This window comes from Microbacterium sp. BDGP8 (assembly GCF_029991045.1).
Lineage (GTDB): Bacteria > Actinomycetota > Actinomycetes > Actinomycetales > Microbacteriaceae > Microbacterium > Microbacterium plantarum.
The window spans coordinates 2,302,468-2,324,910 of sequence record NZ_CP120712.1; the positions used below are offsets into that span (position 1 = coordinate 2,302,468).

General features: G+C 70.2%; 21 protein-coding genes and 1 tRNA gene. 8 read left to right on the forward strand and 14 right to left on the reverse strand.

Features of this window, described 5'->3' with window-relative positions:
• Positions 1–47 precede the first annotated feature (47 nt).
• A complete protein-coding gene (locus P6897_RS11225) occupies positions 48–1,670 on the forward strand; it encodes a serine/threonine-protein kinase (protein WP_282501266.1) in 1,623 nt (540 codons plus the stop codon).
• A gap of 4 nt (positions 1,671–1,674) precedes the next feature.
• Here the strand turns inward: P6897_RS11225 and P6897_RS11230 are convergent, their stop codons facing one another.
• The 4 genes from P6897_RS11230 to P6897_RS11245 all read right to left on the reverse strand — a co-directional run bounded on the left by P6897_RS11230 (position 1,675) and on the right by P6897_RS11245 (position 5,565).
• Positions 1,675–2,259, reverse strand: a complete 585-nt coding sequence (locus P6897_RS11230) for an isochorismatase family protein (protein WP_112617185.1) — start codon at positions 2,257–2,259, stop codon at positions 1,675–1,677.
• The gene (locus tag P6897_RS11235; protein WP_282501267.1) at positions 2,256–4,460 is read right to left on the reverse strand and encodes an efflux RND transporter permease subunit; all 2,205 of its coding nucleotides are present in this window, start codon (positions 4,458–4,460) and stop codon (positions 2,256–2,258) included. Before P6897_RS11235 ends, P6897_RS11230 begins: the two co-directional genes overlap by 4 nt.
• 61 nt (positions 4,461–4,521) lie before the next feature.
• Complete coding sequence (locus P6897_RS11240; protein ID WP_282501268.1) at positions 4,522–4,917, reverse strand: hypothetical protein; 396 nt, start codon at positions 4,915–4,917, stop codon at positions 4,522–4,524.
• Between the two features lie 69 nt (positions 4,918–4,986).
• Positions 4,987–5,565 (reverse strand): TetR/AcrR family transcriptional regulator, encoded by a 579-nt coding sequence (locus P6897_RS11245; RefSeq protein WP_282502591.1) that lies wholly within the window; start codon positions 5,563–5,565, stop codon positions 4,987–4,989.
• Positions 5,566–5,693: 128 nt separating this feature from the next.
• Between P6897_RS11245 and P6897_RS11250 the strand changes: the two genes are divergently transcribed.
• Positions 5,694–6,518 carry a sugar phosphate isomerase/epimerase gene (locus P6897_RS11250; RefSeq protein WP_282501269.1) on the forward strand — a complete coding sequence of 275 codons (825 nt, stop codon included), beginning with the start codon at positions 5,694–5,696 and terminating at the stop codon, positions 6,516–6,518.
• Positions 6,515–7,642, forward strand: coding sequence for a Gfo/Idh/MocA family oxidoreductase (locus P6897_RS11255; protein ID WP_282501270.1), 1,128 nt, complete (start codon positions 6,515–6,517; stop codon positions 7,640–7,642). The genes P6897_RS11250 and P6897_RS11255 overlap by 4 nt, the downstream gene beginning before the upstream one ends.
• Positions 7,643–7,710: 68 nt before the next feature.
• Here the strand turns inward: P6897_RS11255 and P6897_RS11260 are convergent.
• A tRNA-Thr gene (locus P6897_RS11260) sits at positions 7,711–7,786 on the reverse strand.
• 230 nt (positions 7,787–8,016) lie between these two features.
• On the opposite strand from P6897_RS11260, the gene P6897_RS11265 reads away from it, so the two are divergent.
• From P6897_RS11265 to P6897_RS11280, 4 genes are all read left to right on the forward strand, one after another.
• The gene (locus P6897_RS11265; RefSeq protein ID WP_282501271.1) at positions 8,017–8,913 is read left to right on the forward strand and encodes a MetQ/NlpA family ABC transporter substrate-binding protein; all 897 of its coding nucleotides are present in this window, start codon (positions 8,017–8,019) and stop codon (positions 8,911–8,913) included.
• Between the two features lie 68 nt (positions 8,914–8,981).
• Complete coding sequence (locus tag P6897_RS11270; RefSeq protein WP_282501272.1) at positions 8,982–10,019, forward strand: methionine ABC transporter ATP-binding protein; 1,038 nt, start codon at positions 8,982–8,984, stop codon at positions 10,017–10,019.
• The gene (locus P6897_RS11275) at positions 10,012–10,671 is read left to right on the forward strand and encodes an ABC transporter permease subunit (protein WP_181574219.1); all 660 of its coding nucleotides are present in this window, start codon (positions 10,012–10,014) and stop codon (positions 10,669–10,671) included. Before P6897_RS11270 ends, P6897_RS11275 begins: the two co-directional genes overlap by 8 nt.
• A 119-nt stretch (positions 10,672–10,790) precedes the next feature.
• Positions 10,791–11,597, forward strand: coding sequence for a nucleotidyltransferase domain-containing protein (locus P6897_RS11280; RefSeq protein WP_282501273.1), 807 nt, complete (start codon positions 10,791–10,793; stop codon positions 11,595–11,597).
• A gap of 106 nt (positions 11,598–11,703) precedes the next feature.
• Here P6897_RS11280 and P6897_RS11285 read toward each other — a convergent pair whose 3' ends face one another.
• From P6897_RS11285 to P6897_RS11325, 9 genes are all read right to left on the reverse strand, one after another.
• Positions 11,704–13,257, reverse strand: coding sequence for an alpha/beta hydrolase (locus P6897_RS11285; protein ID WP_282501274.1), 1,554 nt, complete (start codon positions 13,255–13,257; stop codon positions 11,704–11,706).
• Positions 13,254–14,408 (reverse strand): DNA polymerase III subunit delta', encoded by a 1,155-nt coding sequence (locus P6897_RS11290; RefSeq protein ID WP_112617192.1) that lies wholly within the window; start codon positions 14,406–14,408, stop codon positions 13,254–13,256. The genes P6897_RS11285 and P6897_RS11290 overlap by 4 nt, the downstream gene beginning before the upstream one ends.
• 75 nt (positions 14,409–14,483) lie before the next feature.
• Positions 14,484–15,122, reverse strand: coding sequence for a dTMP kinase (gene tmk / locus P6897_RS11295; RefSeq protein WP_282501276.1), 639 nt, complete (start codon positions 15,120–15,122; stop codon positions 14,484–14,486).
• The gene (gene topA / locus P6897_RS11300; RefSeq protein WP_282501277.1) at positions 15,119–17,824 is read right to left on the reverse strand and encodes a type I DNA topoisomerase; all 2,706 of its coding nucleotides are present in this window, start codon (positions 17,822–17,824) and stop codon (positions 15,119–15,121) included. Before topA ends, tmk begins: the two co-directional genes overlap by 4 nt.
• A gap of 351 nt (positions 17,825–18,175) precedes the next feature.
• Positions 18,176–18,493 carry a helicase gene (locus tag P6897_RS11305; protein ID WP_274178734.1) on the reverse strand — a complete coding sequence of 106 codons (318 nt, stop codon included), beginning with the start codon at positions 18,491–18,493 and terminating at the stop codon, positions 18,176–18,178.
• A complete protein-coding gene (locus P6897_RS11310; RefSeq protein ID WP_274178735.1) occupies positions 18,493–18,831 on the reverse strand; it encodes a TadE family type IV pilus minor pilin in 339 nt (112 codons plus the stop codon). Before P6897_RS11310 ends, P6897_RS11305 begins: the two co-directional genes overlap by 1 nt.
• Positions 18,828–19,028: a DUF4244 domain-containing protein gene (locus P6897_RS11315; RefSeq protein WP_114588405.1), complete on the reverse strand. Its 201-nt coding sequence runs from the start codon at positions 19,026–19,028 to the stop codon at positions 18,828–18,830. Before P6897_RS11315 ends, P6897_RS11310 begins: the two co-directional genes overlap by 4 nt.
• A 96-nt stretch (positions 19,029–19,124) precedes the next feature.
• Positions 19,125–20,024: a type II secretion system F family protein gene (locus P6897_RS11320; protein WP_274178736.1), complete on the reverse strand. Its 900-nt coding sequence runs from the start codon at positions 20,022–20,024 to the stop codon at positions 19,125–19,127.
• Complete coding sequence (locus P6897_RS11325; protein WP_274178737.1) at positions 20,021–21,037, reverse strand: TadA family conjugal transfer-associated ATPase; 1,017 nt, start codon at positions 21,035–21,037, stop codon at positions 20,021–20,023. The genes P6897_RS11320 and P6897_RS11325 overlap by 4 nt, the downstream gene beginning before the upstream one ends.
• A 106-nt stretch (positions 21,038–21,143) precedes the next feature.
• On the opposite strand from P6897_RS11325, the gene P6897_RS11330 reads away from it, so the two are divergent.
• The gene (locus P6897_RS11330; protein WP_274178738.1) at positions 21,144–22,415 is read left to right on the forward strand and encodes an MFS transporter; all 1,272 of its coding nucleotides are present in this window, start codon (positions 21,144–21,146) and stop codon (positions 22,413–22,415) included.
• The last annotated feature ends 28 nt before the right edge of the window (positions 22,416–22,443 follow it).

A 22,443-nucleotide genomic window follows, 5' to 3' on the forward strand; every position in this document is an offset into this window, starting at 1 on the left:
GGTCTACCGTTGCTCGCGGTGGGGACGGCCGAGGACGAGGACGCGGGATGATCGACGGTGTCGCGAACGATGATGTCGCGCTGCCGGGCGCCCTCCTGGCGGGCCGGTATCGCGTCGTCGAGCCGATCGGCTCGGGCGGCATGGCGCGGGTGTTCCTCGCGCGCGACGAGGCCCTCGGACGCCCGGTCGCTGTCAAAGTGCTGCGGCCCGAGCTGACCGACAGTGCCGCGTCCGATCGTGCGGCGATCGAGACGCGCCTGCTCGCCTCGCTGAACCACCCGGGACTGGTCACGCTGTTCGACGCCCATCTGACGGCCGAACCGCGCTTCCTCGTGATGGAGCACGTCGTCGGGACGACGCTGGCCCAGCGGATCGCGACAGGTGTGCTCGACGAGGGCGAGCTCACAGCGCTCGGCGGCCAGCTCGCGGACGCGCTTCACGTCGTCCACGACGCGGGAATCGTGCACCGCGACGTGAAGCCGTCCAACATCCTCCTCGCGCGCTCGACGGTCCCGGGGGTTCCGCTGCGCGCCAAGCTCGCCGACTTCGGCATCGCCCACCTTCTGGACAGCGAACGTGTCACCTCACCGAGCCTGCTGATCGGCACCGCCGCCTATATTGCTCCCGAGCTGCTGCACGGGGCCGACCCGGCCCCGCCGTCGGACATCTACGCCCTCGGCCTCGTGATGCTCGAGGCGGCCACGGGCGAGCGCGCGTTCTCCGGGTCGGACGGCAATCGCGGCCAGCTGCTGGCACGCTTGTCACGCGATCCCGACATGCCCCAGGGGCTCGATCATCACTGGCGCGACCTGCTGTGCGCGATGACAGCACGCCGCCCCGAGGATCGCCCGACCGCGCTCGAGGTCATGTCACGGCTGAGTGGGGCGCGCGCCCAGGCCGACGTCGCGGGAGAAGCCACCGTCGCCTTCCCGGCGAGCACAGCAGCGGCGCGATCCGGCTTCGTGCCCGCCGCGAGCCGCGCCGCTCAGTCTGACGTCGCGACCGCCGCGTGGCCGCTCACCTCGACGCGCGGGACCGCGTCGCCGACGAACCTCGACGCCCCCGTGACGGCAGCCGCGGCTCTCGCGGCACGCGGAGCAGGCACGGAACCCACGTTCTTCTCGCCCAGCCTCAGTGCGACCGCAACGTCCGCACCGGAACGGGTCACCGCCGCCCGACAGCGTCACCGAAAGCGGACGGCGATGGCTGTCGGCGCCCTCGCCGCAGCGTCGGCTGGCGTGGTGGTCGCCGCACATCTCATGCTGATGCCGCCGCAGGCCTCTCCGGTGACGGATGTCGCCGTGCCGACCGTCGTCGAGACTCCGTCCCCGTCCGTTTCGGGCGTCGACGGCGATGCAGGCGAGAGCGAGGAGCCAGAAACGCCCGCGGACGATGTCACGACGGGGACGCAGACTGTCGTCGCCCCCGGCACCGGTCAGGCCGGCGCTCCGGCGCAAACCACCGACACTGTGCCGGCCGACATCGTGCCAGCCGACACCCCGACCACCGAAACGGTCATCACCGACGCGCCTCCCGCGGGGAGCAACGGATCAGCACCGGGCGAGAACAGCGGCAACGGTAACGGTCCCGGTGCGAACAGCGGCGCGGGGCCGATGTCCAACGGTCCGGGCTCTCAGAAGCCGGGGAAGCCGGAGAAGCCGGGCGGCTGAGCTCTCACCGGTCCGTGCTGGCGGCGAGCGCCGCGCCCGCGTGGGCCAGCTCGGCGAGCGCGGCCGCGCTCGATTCTTCCGCGACGCCCGCCACGAGGTCGGTCAGGATGCGTACCCGACGACCGTGCGCGATCGCGTCGAGGGCCGATGCGCGCACGCAGTAGTCGGTCGCGATGCCGACGATGTCGACGTCGACGACCCCGTGCTGCGTCAGCAGGTCGGCGACGGCATGCCCCTCCTCGGTCGTCCCTTCGAAGAGCGAGTACGCGGGCACGCCCTGCCCTTTCTTCACGTGGTGGGTCACGGCGGACACGTCGAGCTCGGGGTCGTACTCCGCGCCCGCGGTGTCGGCGACGCAGTGCACCGGCCAGGTGTCGACGTAGTCGGGCTCGTCGACGGCGAAATGCCCACCGTTGTCATGATCGCCGTGATGCCAGTCGCGCGAGGCGACGATGATCTCGTAATCGCCGGCGTGCTCCCGGAGGTGACGCGTGATCGCCGCGGCGACCGCGTCACCCCCGGTCACACCGAGTGCTCCGCCTTCGGTGAAGTCGTTCTGGACATCGACGATGAACAGGGCACGGGTCATGCGTCGAGGGTACGCCGCGTGTCCTCGCGCTGCACGTCCCGCTCGCGTCGCCACTGCTTCGACGGCCACCAGATGGCGGGGCCGATGTCGTGAGCGAGTGCGGGGACGAGGAGCGAGCGGACGACGAAGGTGTCGAGCAGCACCCCGAAGGCCACGATGAAGGCGATCTGCGCGAGGAACAGGATCGGGATGACGCCGAGAGCCGCGAACGTCGCCGCCAGCACGAGCCCCGCCGAGGTGATGACCCCGCCGGTCGCCACGAGCCCCCGGGCGATGCCTCGACGGGTTCCGTGTTCGAGAGTCTCCTCACGAACACGCGACATGAGGAAGATGTTGTAGTCGACCCCCAGCGCCACCAGGAACACGAAGCCGTACAGCGGCACCGCGGGATCGCCTCCGGGGAAGTCGAACACGTGGTTGAACACGAGGGCGCTCACTCCCAACGCCGTGCCGAACGACAGGATGGTGCTCAGGATGAGCAGCACCGGCGCGAGGATCGAGCGCAGCAGCAGCATCAGGATGAGCAGGATCACGACCAGGATGACCGGGATGATGACTGTCCGGTCGCGGATCGAGGTGTCGTTGGTGTCGACGTTCGTCGCTGTGGTCCCGCCCACGAGTACCTCGGGTGCCTCGTCGGCGAACGTTGCTCGCAGATCGCGCACCGTCTGCTCGGCCTCGAGCGAGTCCGCCGGATCGGCGAGCGTCACCGACAGCAGGACATCGCCCTCCGACACCGTCGGCTCGGGGGCCGGTGCCCCCGGGGGCCCGGCGGCGGTGAAGACCGGCTCGCCGCCCTCGAGAGCCACCGAGACCTGTCCGGTGGGTGAATCCGCTGCGACCGCGGCGACCGATGAGATGCCGGGGTTCTCCTCGAGCACGGCGAGCGCGTCGGCGAGACGGTCTTGCGGAACGATGACGGACGCCGGGCTGCCCGACCCCGCCGGGAAGTGCTCGGCGAGAGCGGCCTGACCGTCGCGGGCTTCTGAGGCTCCGAGCACGAGGTCGCTCGAGGGCACACCGTTTGCGTTGAGCTGCAGCACGCCTGCAGCGCCGACGAGCAGCACGACGGTACTCGCGATCCAGACCGTCCGGGCACGACGTGCGACGAAACGCGCCTGACGCGGCCAGAGTCCGCGAACCGGCTCACGCGGGTCGTCAGGAAGATCGATGGCGCCGGTGCGGGGGATGAAGGGCCAGAAGGCGGCCCGCCCGAACAGCGCCAGGAGTGCCGGCAGGAAGGTCAGCGCCGAGAGCATCGAGAACGCGATGCCGATGGAGGCGATCGGACCGAGCGCCTTGTTGCTCGCCAGGTCGCTGAGCAGCAGGCAGAGAAGGCCCGCGATCACGGTGCCGCCCGAGGCGAGGATCGGCTCGACAGCGCCCTTCCAGGCGCGGAGCGTCGCGTCCCAGCGGGATGCGCCCGCCCCGATCGCCTCGCGGTAACGAGCCGTGTAGAGCAGGGCGTAGTCGGTCGCCGCGCCGATCACCAGGATGAAGAGGATGCCCTGCACCTGTCCGTTGAGGACGACGATGTCGGCCTTGGCGAGCCACCAGACCGTCAGGAGGGCGACGCACAGCGCGAAGACCGATGTGAGCAGAACGAGGATCGGCAGCAACGGCGAGCGATAGACGACGACCAGGATGATGAACACCGCGGCCAGCGCGACGATCAGAAGCAGTCCGTCGATGCCGAGGAAGCCCTCGGCGAGATCCGCCGTGAACCCGGCGGGCCCCGTGACCCACGCTTCGACGCCCGCGGGCAGGTCCTCCTGGACGAGCGCCCGGACCTCTTCGACGACGTCGCGCACCTCCCCCGAGGCGTCGATCGGCACGAAGACCTGGACAGCCAGACCGTCCTCGGACGGGATGGGCGGCGACACCTCGCCGACACCGTCGAGCTCGCCGATGGCGGTGCCGAGCTCGCCGAGTGCTGCGAGCTGCGCCTCGTCGAGCGGATCGGATGCCGCGGCGACGACGACCGCCGGGATCTCCTCACCGCCGGTGAAGTCGGTCAGGCGCTCACTGACCTTCGTCGCGTCGGCGCTCGCGGGGAGGAACGAGGACTGGTCGTTCGTGGCCACCTCGCTGACGCGCCCGAAGTAGGGTCCACCCACCGAGCCGCCCACGAGCCAGACGAGCACGAGCAGGGCGGGAATGCCGATGCGCAGCCAGCGTGGGACACTTCGTTCGCTATTCACGTAGGTAGCTTATCTAGCTACATTCGGATACGCCAGTCCGTCTGCCGACTCGAGACCCCGCTCAGCCGCGGACGAAGAGGACGATCCAGGATGCGACGAGCGCGACGACGCCCACAGCGAGAAATCCGGATGACAAGCCGACGAGCAGTCGGCGAACCGGCGGCCGACGGGTCAGCCGCATCCTTCCCCGCCACCCGTGGCGATACCAGATGTCGGCGCGATCGCGGCCCGCGAGGAGCGCCGCCGTGTGCTCATCGACCCGCGCGCTGTTCGCCTCACCCTCGTCGTCGAACCAGCGCACCCACGTGCCGTCGGGCTCGTGGTCGACGAGCGCGTCGGCCGGAAGCCACGTCCCGTCCGCCGCCCACAGCACGAGGAGCGCGACGCCGAACGTGACAGCGCCACCGAAGCCCGCCCAGCTGAGGATCTCGAGGACCGCATCGAGAGTCGTCGTCACGCGCGCCGCCGGCTCGGGAAGCGGGTCGCTCGGGCCATGCACTCAGTATGGTTCACGCCGGGTGCGAATTCATGACGGACGCAGGAGCACTGCGAGAGAGGCGAGCGTGCGCTCGAGCTCGATCGAGGGCTCGAGGAGCCACTGGATCTGCAAGCCGTCGGATGCCGCGATGAGCAGAGCCGCCAGTTGTTCCGCCGGCACGTCGTCACGAACGGTTCCCGCACGCTGCTCGGCCCGCAGCCGCTCGGTCAGCTCGCCTCGGATGCGCTCGAACCGGGCCGTGAAGAAGCGCTTGCCGTGCTCGCTCCCCGCCTCGAGCGCACCGGCGACGAGGATCGAGTAGAGCTCGACGAGGCCCGGAACCTCGAGGTTGTCGACGGCTGCGCGCGTCATCACCCCGATCGCCGTTTCGGGCGGAGTCCGACCGCGCTGTCCGCGCTGCGTCTCAGCGTGCTCGTACACGGCCACGAGGAGCTGCTCGCGCGACTCGAAGTAGTGCAGCAGTGCGGCGTGCGAGACCCCGATGGCCTCGGCGATCCGCCGCAGCGACGTTCCCTGCAGCCCACGCTCCTGGAAGACCTCGATCGCGCGGTCGAGGATCTCCTGACGTCGCGCCACACCCTTGGCGTACGCGCCGGGGCGCCCCATCTTCGCGCGATCGTCGTTGCTCACACCGCGACTGTAACAAGAAACCTCCACCTGGATGTATTACGTGTTAGCGTGACGTCGTGCCACCACAGGCACCCCGCACGATGACGTACGAAAGAAGGTCGACTGTGACTCAGGTCCAGGCATCCGTCCAGCTCTATTCGCTTGCGAAGGAGTTCTCCGCCGACATGTCCGGCTCGCTGGCGAAGCTCGCCGAGATCGGATTCGCACACGTCGAGGCGTTCGACTTCGTCTCGCGTCCGACCGAGATCCGCGCGGCGCTGGATGCCGCCGGCCTCACCTCGCCGACCGGTCACGCTCCCCTGCTGACCGACGAGCTCTGGACGCCGGACGGCTCCATCCCCACCCCCGCACCCGAGGTCGTCTACGAGGCCGCCGCAACGATCGGCATGAAGACGGTCATCGACCCGTTCGTCGCCCCCGAGCGGTGGCTCACCGAGGACGGCGTCGCCGACATCGCGGAGCGCCTGAACGCGCAGGCCGAGATCGCCGCCGGCTTCGGCCTGAGCGTCGGTTACCACAACCACGCGCAGGAGTTCGTCGCGTCCTTCGACGGTCAGAGCGCCTACGAGCGCTTCGTCTCGCTCCTCGACGAGCGCGTCACGCTCGAGCTCGACCTCTTCTGGGCGCTCACCGGTGGCCAGGACGTCCCGGCCCTCGTGAAGAGCCTCGGCGACCGGCTCATCGCCGTCCACGTCAAGGACGGCGTCGTCCCGACATCCAACCCCTGGGCCCCAGGAGCCGCGGAGTTCGGATCCGACAGCCTCGATCAGCGTCACGCCGGCACGGGCGACGTCCCCCTCGCCGAGTCGCTGCGCGCGGCGACCGCTCTGAAGTACGCCGTCGTCGAATACGACAAGGCACCCGGCGACGTCTTCGCCGACGTCGCCGCCAGCCTGGCGTTCCTGCGTGAGAACGGAGTCAGCGCATGACCGGGCCCGTCGGAGTCGGTTTCGTCGGCGTCGGTGTCATCAGCGACACCTACCTCGAGAACCTCGGCTCGTTTCCCGATGTCCGCGTCGTCATCCTCGGCGACCTCGACGTCGACCGCGCCAAGGCTCAGGCCGAGAAGCACGGCGTCGCCGGATGGGGCACGACCGACGATGTCCTCGCGCACCCCGATGTCGACGTCGTCGTCAACCTGACGATCCCCGCCGTCCACGTCGAGATCTCCTCGCGCGCGATCGCGGCGGGCAAGCACGTCTGGACCGAGAAGCCGCTCGGCCTCGACCGCGAGAGCACGGCGGAGCTCCTGCGCCAGGCGGATGCCGCGGGCCTGCGCATCGGTTCGGCCCCCGACACGCTCCTCGGCCCCGGCTTCCAGACCGCGAAGCGCGCGATCCAGAGCGGTGTGGTCGGCGAGCCCATGTTCGCGTCGACGACGTTCCAGACCGTCGGCCCCGACCTGTGGCACCCGAGCCCCGCGTTCCTCTTCGCCCAGGGAGCCGGACCGCTGCTCGACATGGGTCCGTACTACTTCAGTGGTCTCGTCAGCCTCTTCGGGTCGGTCGACCGCGTCGCCGCCGTCGGGCGTAAGAAGCTCGAGGAGCGAACCATCCAGGCCGGGCCCAACGCGGGCACCGTCTTCCCCGTCGAGGTGCCCACCACGATGCAGGTCATCACGGCCTTCGAGGCGGGTCAGCAGGCGGCGAGCCTGCTGAGCTTCGACTCGGCCCTCGAACGCCACGGCGTGTTCGAGGTGCACGGCACCGAGGGCTCCATCGTGCTCCCCGACCCCAACCAGTTCGAAGGACGCATCGCCTACGTCAAGGCGCGGAAGTCGATCTCGGACGGCAACTGGGGCGAGCAGGAGTGGATCGAGATCGAGCAGGAGGGCAAGCTCACCGGCCGCGGCCTGGGCCTGCTCGACATGGTCCGCGCGATCGCGGAGGACCGGCCGCATGTCGCCACCGGCGAGCTCGGCTACCACGTGCTCGACGTCATGCTCTCGGCGCAGGAATCGGCCGCCTCGGGCGAGTTCGTGAAGGTCGCGAGCACCGTGGCGCCCGTGCCCACCGTGCCGATCGACTTCGACCCGTTCGCCGCGACGCTGTAAGCCGCGCGGCGGCCCGTCCAACGGGAACGCGAAAGGCCCGGACTCTTCGGAGTTCGGGCCTTTCGTTGTGGAGCCGCCTAAGGGAATCGAACCCTTGACCTATTCATTACGAGTGAATCGCTCTGCCGTCTGAGCTAAGGCGGCGCGCGTCGCTGTGCGATGCACGATCAGCAATGTTACATGGTCTCCGACCCCGTCGCGAACCGGGGGCGCGGCCGACGCCCTTATATCGGGAGACGCCGTGTTACGCGACGATTACTCCCCGTCCACCCGTGGCGCTTACCGTCGGAGGGCACCGCGATGAGGCGAGCGCGACCCCGGTCGCGCACGGGCGGGTCACCGCCCCGCGGTGCCCGATCCGAGGAGCACCACTCATGTCCAAGCGACTTCTGACCGCGGCCGCCCTGGCCCTCCCCCTGACCCTCCTGCTCGGCGCGTGCGCGTCGAACGCCAGCGCCGGCGACGCCGGTGACGCCGCGCAGGACGGCCCGGTGCGCATCGGCGTCGTGGGCGCGGGCGACCCCTACTGGGAGACCTACAAGGAGGCCGCGGCCGAGGAAGGCATCGAGGTCGACATCGTCGACTTCACCGAGTACACGCAGCCCAACCCCGCGCTGTCGGCCGACGAGCTGGACCTCAATCAGTTCCAGCACATCATCTACCTCGCGACCTACAACGTGAACGCGGGAGACGACCTCGTGGCCGTCGGCTCGACCGCGACCTACCCGCTGGGCCTGTACTCGACGCAGTACGACTCGGTCGACGACATCCCCGAAGGCGCCACCGTCGCCGTCCCCAACGACGAGAGCAACCAGGCCCGCGGGCTGCTCGTGCTGCAGGCGCAAGGCCTCATCGAGCTCAAGGACGGGGGGTCGGTCTTCTCGACGACCGCCGACGTCGAGCCCGGCTCGAAGGTCAAGGTCGAGGCGCTCGACGCCGCCCTCACCGCGACGTCGCTGCCCGATGTCGCCGCCGCGATCATCAACAACGACTTCGTCGAGGATGCCGGCCTGAAGTTCGACGACGCGCTCGCGACCGACGACCCCAGCGACCCGAGCGCGCAGCCGTACATCAACATCTTCGCCGCGAAGGCCGAGGACGCCGACAACCCGACCTACCAGAAGCTCGTCGAGATCTTCCAGGACACCCAGGCGGTCACCGACGGACTGCAGGAGGCGTCCGGCGGCTCGGCCGTGCTCGTGAAGACGCCGAAGGACGAGCTCGCTTCCGCCCTGAAGCAGGTCGAGGACGACATCCGCGCCAACCAGTGACATCCCCGCGTGTGCGGCCCGCTCCCCCGGACGGGCCGCACACGCATGTCTCGTTCGAGGAGCCCCGCATGACCCTCATCCGCCTGTCCGGCGTGACCAAACGCTTCCCTCCGTCCACCAAGGGCGGCGAGCCCGTCGTCGCGGTCGATGACGTCGACCTCGAGATCGAGGCAGGAACCGTATGCGGCATCGTCGGGTACTCCGGCGCGGGGAAGAGCACGGTGCTGCGCCTGGTCAACGCTCTCGAGACGCCGACGAGCGGCAGCGTCGAGATCGACGGCCGCGACATCACGGGGCTCCGCGAGCGCGAGCTGCGCGCCCTCCGCGGCGACATCGGCATGATCTTCCAGCAGTTCAACCTGTTCGACTCGCGCACCGTCGCGGGCAATGTCGCGTACCCCCTCGAGGTCGCCGGCCGCTCGCGTGCCGAGGTCAAGCAGCGCGTGGCCGAACTGCTGGAGTTCGTCGGGCTCTCGGGCAAGGCCAAGAACTACCCCGAACAGCTCTCGGGCGGGCAGCGACAGCGCGTCGGCATCGCGCGGGCGCTGGCGACGAGCCCCCGCATCCTGCTGGCGGACGAAGCGACGAGCGCTCTCGACCCCGACACGACTCAGGAGGTGCTCGCCCTCCTGAAGCGCATCAACACCGAGCTCGGCGTGACGATCCTGGTCATCACCCACGAGATGGAAGTCGTCCGCGCGATCGCCGACCGCGTCGTCGTGATGGAACATGGACGCGTCATCGAGAGCGGCGACGTGTTCGACGTTCTCTCGGCACCGTCGCACGACGCCACGCGCCGCTTCGTGGCGAGCATCATCGATGAGGCGCCCACGGGTGAGAAGCTCGCGGCACTGCGCGCCCGGCACCCCGGCCGCATCGTCACCTTCACGATCCGCGAGGGCGAGTCGCCGCAGGCGGACGTGTTCGCGGCGCTGTCGTCGCACGGCGTCCGGTTCGAGCTCATCCACGGCGGCATCAACGACATCCGCGGGCGCGTCTTCGGGCATCTGACGCTCGCTCTGTCGGGTGAGAAGGATGCCGTCGACCGTGCCGTGGCGGCGGCATCCGCCCACGCACCGCTCATCGAGGAGGACTCCCGTGGATAGGCTCATCGACCTGCTCCCCGACCTCTGGCCGGCGACGGCCGAGACGCTCTACATGATCACGCTGAGCCTCGTGTTCGGCGGTATCGCGGGCTTCCTCATCGGCCTCGCACTGTACGCGACCCGGGCCGGCAGCCTGTTCCCCAACCGCGTCGTGTTCGGCATCGTCAATGTGATCGTCAACACGTTCCGGCCGATCCCGTTCATCATCTTCATGGCCGCGGTTCAGCCGCTCGCCCGCGCGTTCAGCATCCGCGGCATCGGCATCGAGTTCGCCGTCTTCGCGATCTCGATCGCGTCGATGTTCGCCATCGGACGCATCGTCGAGCAGAACCTGCTGACGGTGCGCCCTGGGGTGATCGAGGCTGCCCGCGCCGCCGGTGCGAGCCGCTCGCGCATCCTGTTCCGGCTGGTCCCCCGCGAGTCGCTCGGACCGCTCGTGCTCGGCTACACCTTCATCGTGGTCGCGCTCGTCGACATGACCGCGGTCGCCGGCGCGATCGCGGCGGGTGGCCTCGGTCAGTTCGCGCTGGTGAACGGCTTCCGTCAGTTCAACCCGTGGGTGACCTGGGCGGCCGTGATCATCATCATCCTGCTCGTGCAGGGCGTGCAGTTCCTCGGCAACGCCCTCGCGCGCCGCATCCTTCGGCGCTGATACCCGCCGAGGTCCCCGTTGGGCGGGGTTCGCGCCCGTCGAGGTCCCAGTTCGGCCGGGTATGGCGGCATCATTCCCGGCCCAAGTGGGACCTCGGGGGCGGGGGCTAGCCTGGCGGCATGCTTTCGGATGCCGATCTGGTTCGCATCGCGCGTGATGTTGCAGCGACGCCGGGCGTGGTCGCGGTGGCGCTCGGAGGCAGCCGCGCGCGCGGCACGCATGCCGCCGGCTCGGACGTCGATCTCGGCGTCTACGTCGACGGGCGAACATTCGACCGCGGCGTCCTCTCCGCGTCGGTGTCTCGCTGGGCGACGACGCCGGTCACCATCGGACCGTCCGGGAGCTGGGGCCCGTGGGTGGACAGCGGCGCGTGGGCGACGATCGCGGGAATGCCCGTCGACGTCATCATCCGCGACGCCGACCGCGTTCGAGCTCAGGTCGCAAGGGCTCGTCGCGGCGAGTTCGCCTTCCACGCACAGCCGGGGCATCCATTCGGGTTCCTGGACGTCGCATACGCCGGCGAGGTCGCGCTCGCGAAGCCGCTCGTGGATGGCGCGGGTTTCCTGCGCGAAAGCTCCGCTGCCCTCATTCCCTACCCCGAGCCGCTGCGGCAGGCCTTCCTCGACGATCTGTGGCAGGTGGATTTCCTCGTGGACGCCGCAGCGAAGGTCGCTGGTCGCGGCGACACCGCCTACCTCAGTCTCTGCCTGAGCAACGCGGCCGTGCGGCTTGCGTACGCGTGGCACGCCGACGCCGGAGCCTGGGCCATCAACGAGAAAGGCATCGTCCCCGGAGTCTCCCGTCTGACATCGGCCCCGGCCGACTTCGACATCCGGGTCGCCGCTGCTCTCAGCGCGCTCGACGGCTCACCCGAGGGGGCGCGGGCAGCGGTCGAGATGCTCCGGACCCTGCCTCGCCCGTCCTGACCGCCGCCGAGGTCCCACTTGGGCCGGTTTCAGCGGCCCCGTTCCCGGCCGAACTGGGACCTCACGCGGCAAGCTGGGACCGGGGGGATGCCGAGGGAGCAGAGACCTAGCGGCAGACGAGGCCGTCCTCGGGCACCGTGTCGTCGAGGAAGAAGGCCTCGACCGCGTCGTCGACGCACGAGTTGCCCTTCTGGAACCCGGTGTGCCCCTCGCCCTCTCGCGTGACGAGCACGCCCGAGGCGAGCTGATCGGCGAGCGATTCCGACCACTCGTACGGAGTGGCGGGATCGTTGGTCGTGCCCACGACGACGATCGGCGCGGCACCGTCGGCCGTGATCTCGCCGCGGGTACCGGTGGGCGGGTACGGCCAGACTGCGCAGGCGTCGACGCCCTCCCAGTACGGTGCGACCGTCGGCGCTTCCACCGCGAGGCGCGCCTTCGACGCGGCCTCGGCCTCGGGGTCGTTCTCGACCGGGTAGTCCATGCAGTTGTACGCGCGGAACGCCTCGGACGAGTTGTCCGAGTACTGCCCGTCGGACGTGCGCGCGTAGTAGAAGTCGGCGAGCAGGAACGCCGTCTGCGGGTCGCCCGCCAGCGTCTGCGAGAGAGCCTGCCGCAGGATCGGCCAGTTGTCCTGCGAGTACAGCGCGGCAATGATCGCGGTCATGAGCGAGTCGGCGCCGAGCCCGCGACCGTCGGATGCCGGCAGGGGCGAGGCGTCGACGCTCGCAAGCAGCGTCCCGAGGTCGGTCATCGCGTCATCGACGGACCCTCGGAAGGGGCAGTCCTCTTCCTCGATGCAGGCCGCCATGAACGCGCGCAGCGCCGACTCGAAGCCGACCGCCTGGGTGGCGCTGACATCGAGAGACGACACGCTCGGGTCGATCGCACCGTCGAGCACGAGACGCCCGACGTTCTCGGGGTAGAGCTTGGCGTAGGTCGCCCCGAGGAAGGTTCCGTACGAGTACCCGAGGTAGTTGAGCTTCTCGTCGCCGAGCACCGCACGCAGCAGATCCATGTCGCGCGCGGCGAACTCGGTCGTGATGAAGGGCAGGATGCCGCCGCTGTTCTCGTCGCACGCGGCGGCGAACTGCTCGTTGCGCTCCGTCAACTCCGCTTCCCACTCCGGCGTGCCCCGAGGCGCCGCCGGGATGTCGAAGAAGTAGGCGTCGGTGCCCGCGGCGTCGAAGCACGCGACGGCGCTCGAGCGGCCCACGCCGCGCGGGTCGAACCCGATGACGTCGTAGGCGTCGGCCAGCACTGACCCGACCGCGAACTGCGCGCTGTCGGCGATCAGGTCGTACCCGCTCGCGCCGGGACCGCCGGGATTGACCAGCAGCGACCCGAGCGCTTCGCCCGATCCCGCCGCCCGCCGCACGACCGCGAGCTCGATCTCGCCCGCGGACGGATCGTTCCAGTCACGCGGCGCGCGCACCGTCGTGCAATCGTATGAACCCGAGTCGGCGCCCACGCAGGACTCCCATTCGAGTTCCTGCCCGTAGAACGGCATCAGATCCGCTGAGACGCCCTCGGTGACAGGTGTGCGGCTCGGCGCGGGCGAGGCCTGATCGGAGCTTCCCTTGAAGACGCATCCGGTGAGGACCGTCACCGTGGCCGCGGCGATCGCGATGACGGTGACCAGACGACGGGGAGCTTTCACGGTGTCCTTCCGCTGGCGACGGTGATGAGCATGCTCTCGAGGGCGAGCAGGGGGGCCGCGTTGCCTTCGAGGGCGCTCCGGGTGGCCGAGATGCGATCGAGCACGACGAGCGTGCGGTCGGGAGTCCATGCCGACGCGAGAGCGGCGAGCTCGCTCGTCAGCTCGCGATTGATGAGGTCGCCCTCCCGGCCGAACTGCAGCATCAGCGTGTCGCGGTACATCGATTCGAGATCGGTGAGGACCCGATCGATGCCGTCGCGCAGGCTGCGCGTCGCCCGACGCTTCTGCTCGTCCTCGAGCGCGCTGAGCTGACCGCGCACGGCGGGCGGCACGGGTGCACCCGGAGCGACCCCGAGCGTACGCCGGAGCGCCTCTCGCTCGGACTCGTCGCGTTCGGCCGTCAGAGCCTTGGCATCTTCCGTCGCGGCGCTCACGATGCGACCGGCCGTCTCGACGGCGTCGGACACCCCGCGCACCGCCAGCACCGCGCGCAGCGTCGCATCACGGCGCTCCCGAGAGGCGGCATCCGTCGCGAGGCGCTGGGCCATACCGATGTGGCGCTGGGCGAGACGAGCGGACTGCTCGGCCACCGCTTCGTCTACGCCCGTGCGCGCGGAGATGAGCCGTGCGACATCCGCCACGTCGGGCTCACGCAGTCGAAGAGTTCGCACGCGCGAGCGGATCGTCGGCAGCAGATCGGCATCACTCGGCGCGCAGAGCACCCAGACCGTCTGCTCCGGCGGCTCTTCGAGAGCCTTGAGCAGAACGTTGCTCGTCCGCTCGACCATCCGGTCGGCGTCTTCGACGACGATGACGCGGTAGCGACCGAGAGACGGCGAGAAGTACGACCGTTCGACGAGCGCTCGGGCGTCACGGATGGAGATGACCACGCCCTCCGTGCGGAGGGCCGTGAGATCGGGATGCGTGCCCGCGAGGACCTGCCGCATCGCGCCCTCATCCCCCGGCTCGGCGATCAGCGCTGCCGCGAACGCGTGCGCGAGCGTCGAACGCCCCGAGCCGGGCGGTCCCGTGATGAGCCAGGCGTGCGCGAGCTGCGCGGGGTCGGATGCCGCGGCCTGCAGCGCCGCGACGGCCGAGTCCTGACCCCAGACCTCGCCCCACGGCGGCGCGAGCGGAGCGGAGGCGGTCATGGGTCCAGCCTACGGGGAGCCCCCGACCTCGGTTACCCCGCGCCGCGCGGGCCACAGTCCGCCGCCCGCGCCGACTCAGCCGCGCAGCGAACGTTCGACGCGTGCGCGGATCTCGACGGACAGGTCGACCGGCGGACGGGATGCGTCGAGCACGAGGAACCGCTCGGGTTCCGCGGCGGCGAGCCTGAGGAAGGCGGTGCGCACACGCTCGTGAAAATCGGCCTTCTCGGCCTCGAGCCGGTCGAACGGTTTGTCGTCGGCGTCGAGACGTGCTCGGGCGGCGGCGGGGTCGAGGTCGAGCAGCACCGTGATGTCGGGCAGCGCGCCGTCGGTGGCCCACAGCGAGAGGTCGCGCACCTCACCGGCATCCAGGACCCGCCCGGCCCCTTGGTAGGCCACGGACGAATCGAGGTACCGATCCTGCACGACGACGGCGCCGCGTACGAGGGCCGGACGGACCACGGTCGCGACGTGGTGAGCGCGGTCGGCGGCGTACAGCAGGGCTTCGGCGCGCGGAGCGATGTCTCCCCGGTGGTGCAGGACAATGTCGCGGATGAGCACGCCCACGTCGCTGCCGCCCGGCTCGCGCGTGCGAACGACCTCGCGTCCGCTCTCGCGGAGCCAGGCCTCGAGAGCGGTCGCCTGGGTGGTCTTCCCCGACCCGTCGCCGCCCTCGAGGGTGATCCAGAGTCCGCGGTCGGCGGAGCCGGTCACTTCTTCTTTGCCGCGGGCTTGCGCGTCGTCGTGGTCTTGCGCGCCGCCGCCTTGCGCTTGGGCGCCGGTCCCTTAGCGCGCTTGTCGGCGAGCAGCTGAACGGCGCGTTCGAACGTGACCTCTTCGGCGTTCTCACCGCGCGGGATCGTCGCGTTGGTCTCGCCGTCGGTGACGTAGGGACCGAAGCGGCCGTCCTTGAGCTTGATCGGCTTGCCGCTGGTGGGGTCGGCTTCGAACTCCTTGAGCGCACTGGACGCCGCGCGAGCGCCGTACTTGGGCTGCGCGTAGACGGCGAGGGCTTCCTCGAGCGTGATGTCGAACAACTGCTGCTCGCTCGCGAGCGTGCGCGAGTCGGTGCCCTTCTTCAGGTACGGACCGTAGCGGCCGTTCTGCGCGGTGATCTCGTTGCCCGACTCGGGGTCGACGCCCACGACGCGAGGAAGCGACAGCAGCTTGAGCGCCTGTTCGAGGTCGACCGTGTCGACGCTCATCGACTTGAAGAGCGACGCGGTCCGCGGCTTGGGGGCCGCTTCCTTCTTCTTCGTCGTCTTCTTCTTGGCGGGGGCGACCTCACCGGTCGCCTCGTCGACGGTCTCCTCGGGCTCGGGCTCGAGCTCCTGCACGTAGGGGCCGAAGCGTCCGTCCTTGACGACGATGAGCTTGCCGTTCTCGGGGTTCTCACCGAGGACGCGGTCACCGGCGACGGGAGCGTCGATGAGTTCCTGCGCCTTCTCGGGCGTCAGCTCGTCGGGCGCGAGATCGTCCGGAACGTTGACGATGCGCGTCTCGCCCTCGCCGACGGGGACGTCGAGGTACGGCCCGTACTTGCCGAACCGCAGAGTCGCCACGTCGCCGATGGGCGTCGCGTTGAGCTCGCGGGCGTCGATGTCACCGAGGTTCTCGACGATGTTGCGCAGGCCCACGTGGTTGTCCGAGCCGAAGTAGAACTCCTTCAGCCACGCCTCGCGCGCCTGCTCACCCCGGGCGATGGCGTCGAGGTCGTCCTCGAGCGCGGCCGTGAAGTCGTAGTCGACGAGGTCGGAGAAGTGCTGCTCGAGCAGCCGCACGACGCTGAACGAGAGCCAGCTGGGGACGAGCGCCTGGCCACGCTTGGTGACGTAGCCGCGCTCGAGGATGACGTCGATGATGCTCGCGAAGGTCGACGGACGGCCGATGCCCTTCTCCTCGAGCGCCTTGACGAGGCTCGCCTCGGTGTAGCGGGGCTTGGGGCTCGTCGCGTGCCCCTTGGGCTCGACATCCGACAGCGCGAGCTCGTCGCCCACGGCGACGGCCGGCAGCGACTGGTCGGCGGAGCGGTCGTTGTCGCCGCGCTTCTCGTCGTTGCCCTCTTCGTACGCCTCGAGGAAGCCCTTGAAGGTGTAGACGGTGCCGGATGCCGTGAAAGCGGCCCGCTTGCCGGCTGCGTCGACCTCGAGCGTGACGGTCGTGGTCTCGTACTTCGCGTCGGACATCTGGCTGGCGACGGTGCGCTTCCAGATGAGGTCGTACAGGCGCTGCTCGTCGCGGTCGAGACCGGACGCGACGGATGCAGGCGTGCGGAACTCCTCGCCCGACGGGCGGATCGCCTCGTGCGCCTCCTGGGCGTTCTTGGCGTTGTTGCGGTACGAGCGCGGGCTCGCGGGAACCGCACGGTCACCGTACAGCGCGACCGCCTGCGTGCGCGCGGCCGTCACGGCCTGCGCCGAGAGCGCGGTCGAGTCGGTACGCATATAGGTGATGTAGCCCTTCTCGTAGAGACGCTGGGCGACGCTCATCGCGTGCTTGGCGCTCATCGAGAGCTTGCGGCCGGCCTCCTGCTGCATCGTGGAGGTCGTGAAGGGCGGCTTGGGGCTGCGGGTTCCGGGCTTGGCCTCGACCGCGGTGACGGCGGCGGTGGCGGCCTTCTCGATCGCTGCGGCGAGTTCGCGGGCATCCTTCTCGCTGAGGACGACGACCGCCTTCTTGAGCGAACCGGTGTCATCGAAGTCGGTGCCGCGGGCCAGCGGGGCGCCGTCGAGACGTGCCAGACGGGTCGAGAACGAGCCGCCGTCCTTCGCCGCGTGGGCCTCGATGTCCCAATACGACGCCGAGACGAACGACATCCGCTCGCGCTCGCGCTCGACCACCATGCGAGTGGCGGCGGACTGCACGCGGCCGGCGCTCAGCGCCTGGCCGTCGCGGCCGGAACCGATCTTGCGCCAGAGCACGGGCGAGACGTCCCACCCGTACAGGCGGTCGAGGACGCGGCGGGTCTCCTGCGCGTTGACCAGTGCGAGGTCGAGCTCGCGGGTGTTGTCGGCGGCCGCGCGGATCGCGTCCTTGGTGATCTCGTGGAAGACCATGCGCTTGACGGGGACCTTGGGCTTGAGCACCTCGAGCAGGTGCCAGGCGATCGCCTCGCCCTCGCGGTCTTCATCGGTGGCGAGCAGGACCTCGTCGGCGTCCTTCAGGGCGCGCTTGAGCTCGGCAACGGTCTTGGTCTTGCGATCGCTGACCACGTAATACGCATCGAAGCCGTTCTCGACGTCGATGGAGTACTTGCCGTACGCCTGCTTCTTGTCGGCCGGGATGTCCTCTTTCTTAGCGAGGTCCCGGATGTGCCCGACCGAGCTGAGCACTTCGTACTCGTCGCCCAGGTAGCCCTGGATCGACTTCATCTTGGTCGGGGACTCGACGATGACGAGTTTCTTGCCGCCTGCCACGAGTCTTCCTTTCTCCAGCGCACACCATACACGCGCCACACGGTGGAGGATGCTGGGAACGGCGCGCCATATCCTCCCGTCGGCATGCCAGGACTCACGAGCCGCGCGGGCGCGCGCGGGCACGCGGAATACACCCTTCACAGGCCCGTCTGCGACGGCACGATGCGACGGGGTTCAGCCGGGAATCACGCATTGCGGATGACCGGCACGCGCGGGATGCCGGGCGCCTCCTACGATCGCAGCAAGCCGGCGGTTCCTGATCAGTCCCACTCGGCCAGGCCCGGTGGCTGAGGCGACCGGGCCGCTCCCCTGGGCGGCGGGTTCACGACCGCGGTCGAGACATCGAATGAGTCACTCCGGCGGGCCGGCCCGGGCGCGCGCCTGAACGGCGAATACGCCGGCCGACGACCCGACCGCGACGGTGGCGACCACGCCGTCCACCTCGCACGCGGTGAGCGCGAGCCCCGACCGTGCGACGACGTGCCCGGCTCGCTCGCACGGCACTCCCCCGACGAACCCGAGCGCGGCATCGGCCGCCGCGAGCGCCGCCGTGTCGGCGACGGCAGACACCCGCGCCGACTGGATCGCCGCGACTCCCGCCAGGGCGCAGCCCGCCGCGACCGTCGCCGTCACTGCCAGAACGCCGATGGCCGTCGCGACGCCCGCCATCAGAGCCCTCCGGAGAGCGCGCAGCTCTCCGCGCGCAGTGACGGCAGCGGCAGCGGGATCGCATGATCGGCCGTCACGATCGCGCACGTGAGGTCCGCCTCGGATCGCACGTCGAGCACGGCACCCCCTGCCGCGGCCTGCACCACCGCCGCCGCCCGCCCGGGATCCTCGCCCCGCGCGACGAGCCGCGCGGCCTGAGCAGCCGCATGCTCGAGCCGGATCTGCGTGCCCGCCGCCGCCAACGCGGCGACGGCGAGCAGCACCAGGAGCATCGCCGCCGGAACGACGACCGCGAACTCGGCGGCCACCGAGCCGCGCTCGTCTCGGCGTAACCTCATTCGACGGTCAACGCCCGCCGCACGAGATCGGTGAGGATGCCGCGCACCTCGTCGCTGCGCATGATCATCACCAGCAGGCCCGCGAAGGCGACGGCGGCCATCGTCGCGATGGCGTACTCCGCCGTCGCGGCGCCGGACTCGTCGGCGAAGAGCCTCGCAGCGCGCGCTCGCGTCAATCGAGGAAGGGATCGGTTCATGTTCGCTCCGTTCTGTCGTTGAGTGTTCGGATCGGGCACGGTGGGCACGGTCTGGGTCTGGTCGGACGTGAGCGCGCTCGCGCGGGGGTAGCGACGTCACAGCGTCACCGAGGTGCTCGTCATCGCGCTGAGGAGCATCGGCGCGACGCCGATCAGGAGGAACGCGGGCAGGGTGCAGACCCCGAGCGGCAGCAGCAGCCGTGATGTCAGCTGCGCCGCCCGCATCCGCCCCTCGATGCGGGCGCGGTGGCGCTCGAGCTCCGCGGTGGCGCGCAGAAGGTCCACCGCCGGCACGCCTGCCGAGGTCGAGAGATCGAGGACGTCTCGGTCGGCATCCGCCGGCGAGACGTCGACGGATGCCAGTACCTCCTCCGCACGGCCGATCGATACGCCGCTCGACAGCGCGATCGCGAGGAGTTCCGCCGACATGCCCGGGATACCACCGCCCGGCCGGGCGCGAGCTACGAGACGACGTGTCCACACGTGCGCGCCCACCATCAGCAGCGCCCCGACGACGAGGCACGCTGCGCCCACAGGGTGCTGCAGCGTGGCGAGCACATCGAAACCGAGCAGCAGTGCCAGCGCGACGGCGGCGAGCGGCAGCCACCCGACCAGGCGCGCCGTGGCCGTCGGCTCGGCGAGCGCGACGCGGATGTCGTCACGAGCTGCCTCGGCGTCGCGGAGCGCCTCGGCCATCCCGCGCAGCGTGCGCGCGAGCGGGGCGCCCACCGTCGTCGCGACCTGCCAGGCTTCGGCGACCTCGCGCCAGGCGCCCTCCTCGGCAGCGATGGCGTCGGCGAGCGGTCGGCCCGCTCGTCGTCGTTCGTGCACGCGCCGAGGTGCCGAGTCACCCGAGGCGGCGAGGTGCTCCCAGGCCCGGTCGGGTGCGATGCCTGCTTCGAGGAGCACGGCGAGACGATGCAGGACGGGTGCGACATCCGCCGCTGCAGCATCCGACTCAGCCGCGGAACGGCGCCAGCGCCAAGTCCGCGTCATGCCTGTTCCTCGATCCCGAGGCGCCCGTCCCGGAGGACCGGGCGGGCGATCCCCATGACCCGTCGCACACCGTCGACGTTTCCTACGTGGACGACCGCGCCGATCGCGCTCACCACCTGGCGGGCGACGCCGTGATCGTCGAGGCCCGCCAGCGCACCGAGCGCCTCGAGCCGGGCCGGGACCTCAGCCAGACCGCTCGCGTGCACCGTCCCTGCTCCGCCCTGGTGCCCCGTGTTGAGGGCGGTCAGCAACTCGCGGACCTCTTCGCCGCGGCACTCGCCCACCACGAGCCGATCGGGCCGCATGCGCAGCGCCTCCCGGACCAGCCGAGCGAGCGGCACAGCTCCGGCGCCTTCGAGATTGGGCTGGCGCGCCTCGAGCCTCACATGGTGCGGGTGATCGAGCCGAAGCTCGGCGACATCCTCGATCGTGACGATCCGGTCGGTCGGGCTCGCGGCCGAGAGCAGCGCTGCGAGGAGCGTCGTCTTGCCGGCGCCCGTCGCCCCTGTGACGAGGAGGTTGGTCCGCTCCTCGACGAGCCGACGAAGGTCCGCGGCGACCGCGGTGTCGAACATGCCTCGCTGCTCGAGATCGGCGAGACTCAGTTGCTCGACCGCGGGGAGCCGGATCGAGATCACCGACCCCTCGCAGGCCACCGGCGAAAGCACGGCGTGCACCCGGATGCCGCCGGCCCAGCGCACGTCGGCACAGGGCGTAGCGTCGTCGAGATGACGCCCGCCGAGGGCGATCAACGCGACGGCGAGAGCGCGCACCTCCGCCTCATTCGGACACCACCCCTCGACGGCCTCGGCGCCCCGACCGCGGTCGATGAAGACGCCGCGTTCCCCGTTGACGAAGACGTCCGTCACATCGGGATCGAGCAGGTACTCGCGCAGCGGGTCGAGCGCCGCATCATCGGGGAGCTGTCGCCGCGGTCCCGGCACCGACGCCGGTTCGCCGCGTGAGGCCGCAGCGGAGCCCGGGCGCGGAACGACGACGAATGCTGATGCCATGCCCCGACACTAGAAAGCGCCCCCGCCCTCATTCGCGGGCCGCCGCCATTCGTGGCACAAGCCGTGTCTTATCCCCGTTGGGGAGGAACCGGAACGAGACACTGGCATGGTGGTTCAGGACGAGTCGTCCGGTGCGGTTCACCGCAACAGGGGCTTCCGATGGTTGTGGGCGTCGAACGCCCTCCAGGAGGCCGGGCGCCAGTTCACGACACTCGCCCTGTCGGTGACGGCGGTGGCCGTCCTCGGAGCCGAGGCGTGGCAGGTCGGTGTCATCTCCGCGCTCGGCCTGAGCGCCTATCTCGTGATCGGTCTCCCGGCCGGCGTCTGGGTCGATCGGTGGCCTAAGAGGCCCGTCCTCGTGTGCACCGAGCTCATCCGTGCTGTCGCTGCGGCGAGCGTCGCGGTCGCGTACATCGCCGGCTGGCTCTCGGTGTGGCAGCTCATGGTGGTCGCCGCGATCATCAGCGTGACGTCGGTATTCTCCGACACGGCGCAGACGGCGTTCACCCCGGCCATCGTCGGGCCGTCGCGGGTATCCGAGGCAACGGCTCGAATCCAGTCGACCGACACCTCGATGCAGGTCGTCGGCCCCGCGCTGGCAGCAGCCGTGCTCACACGCCTGGCCGCACCGCTCCTCTACGTCATCACGTCGGTCACCGGCATCCTGGCCGCCGTCGCGGCCTCGCTCATCCGCGCACCGGAGCCTCGCGAGAAGGGTGTCGCCCCTCCCCCGTTCTGGGCGTCGCTCGTCGAGGGGATCGCGTTCGCCCGGCGGCATCCCGTTCTCCGGACCATGCTCGTCACGAATGCCCTCATCAACGCCGGCGCCGGCGTCTTCGCAACGCTGATCCTTCTCGTCGCGCTGGACGACCTCGGGATGACCGCGAGCGGCTACGCGCTCGCGAGCGGCATCGGGGCGACCGGGGCCATCATCGGGTCGTTCGTCGCCATGCGGATCCGCACCCGCCTGGGTCCCATCCGAACGATGCTCACCGGATACTGCCTGCTTCCCGTGGCCGCACTGATCCTGCCGTCGGCGTACGTGGTGCCGCTTCCCTCGGTCGTGTTCGTCGCGGGGTCGAGCTTCGCCTTCGGCCTGATCGTCGTGACGACGATGATCAGCTCCGCTGGCCTGCGCGCCGAGGTGACTCCGCCGCAGCTGATGGGACGAGCCACCGCCGCGAACCGATTCGTCACGCAGGGCGCCATGCCCCTCGGGGCACTCGTCGCGGGCATCGTCGGCAGCGCGGCATCGAACGGTGTCGCCCTGTTGCTGTCGCCTCTGCTGCTGACACTCGCAGCGGCCGCGTTCGCTCTCTCGCCGCTGCGGCCCCACCGTGCGCTGCCGGACGAGTGGAAGCACCACCTCGCCGCGTGAAACCCGGGAGAAAAGAAGAAGGACGGCA

What these genes read in the sequence shown, in the direction of transcription:
- P6897_RS11325 (WP_274178737.1), bottom strand. Translation starts at nt 21,037, where the DNA reads ATGGCATCAGCATTCGTCGTCGTTCCGCGCCCGGGCTCCGCTGCGGCC.
- P6897_RS11320 (WP_274178736.1), bottom strand. Translation starts at nt 20,024, where the DNA reads ATGACGCGGACTTGGCGCTGGCGCCGTTCCGCGGCTGAGTCGGATGCT.
- P6897_RS11330 (WP_274178738.1), top strand. Translation starts at nt 21,144, where the DNA reads ATGGTGGTTCAGGACGAGTCGTCCGGTGCGGTTCACCGCAACAGGGGC.
- P6897_RS11265 (WP_282501271.1), top strand. Translation starts at nt 8,017, where the DNA reads ATGTCCAAGCGACTTCTGACCGCGGCCGCCCTGGCCCTCCCCCTGACC.
- P6897_RS11315 (WP_114588405.1), bottom strand. Translation starts at nt 19,028, where the DNA reads ATGAACCGATCCCTTCCTCGATTGACGCGAGCGCGCGCTGCGAGGCTC.
- P6897_RS11290 (WP_112617192.1), bottom strand. Translation starts at nt 14,408, where the DNA reads ATGACCGCCTCCGCTCCGCTCGCGCCGCCGTGGGGCGAGGTCTGGGGT.
- P6897_RS11310 (WP_274178735.1), bottom strand. Translation starts at nt 18,831, where the DNA reads ATGAGGTTACGCCGAGACGAGCGCGGCTCGGTGGCCGCCGAGTTCGCG.
- P6897_RS11280 (WP_282501273.1), top strand. Translation starts at nt 10,791, where the DNA reads ATGCTTTCGGATGCCGATCTGGTTCGCATCGCGCGTGATGTTGCAGCG.
- P6897_RS11230 (WP_112617185.1), bottom strand. Translation starts at nt 2,259, where the DNA reads ATGACCCGTGCCCTGTTCATCGTCGATGTCCAGAACGACTTCACCGAA.
- P6897_RS11305 (WP_274178734.1), bottom strand. Translation starts at nt 18,493, where the DNA reads ATGGCGGGCGTCGCGACGGCCATCGGCGTTCTGGCAGTGACGGCGACG.
- P6897_RS11245 (WP_282502591.1), bottom strand. Translation starts at nt 5,565, where the DNA reads ATGGGGCGCCCCGGCGCGTACGCCAAGGGTGTGGCGCGACGTCAGGAG.
- P6897_RS11255 (WP_282501270.1), top strand. Translation starts at nt 6,515, where the DNA reads ATGACCGGGCCCGTCGGAGTCGGTTTCGTCGGCGTCGGTGTCATCAGC.
- P6897_RS11270 (WP_282501272.1), top strand. Translation starts at nt 8,982, where the DNA reads ATGACCCTCATCCGCCTGTCCGGCGTGACCAAACGCTTCCCTCCGTCC.
- P6897_RS11225 (WP_282501266.1), top strand. Translation starts at nt 48, where the DNA reads ATGATCGACGGTGTCGCGAACGATGATGTCGCGCTGCCGGGCGCCCTC.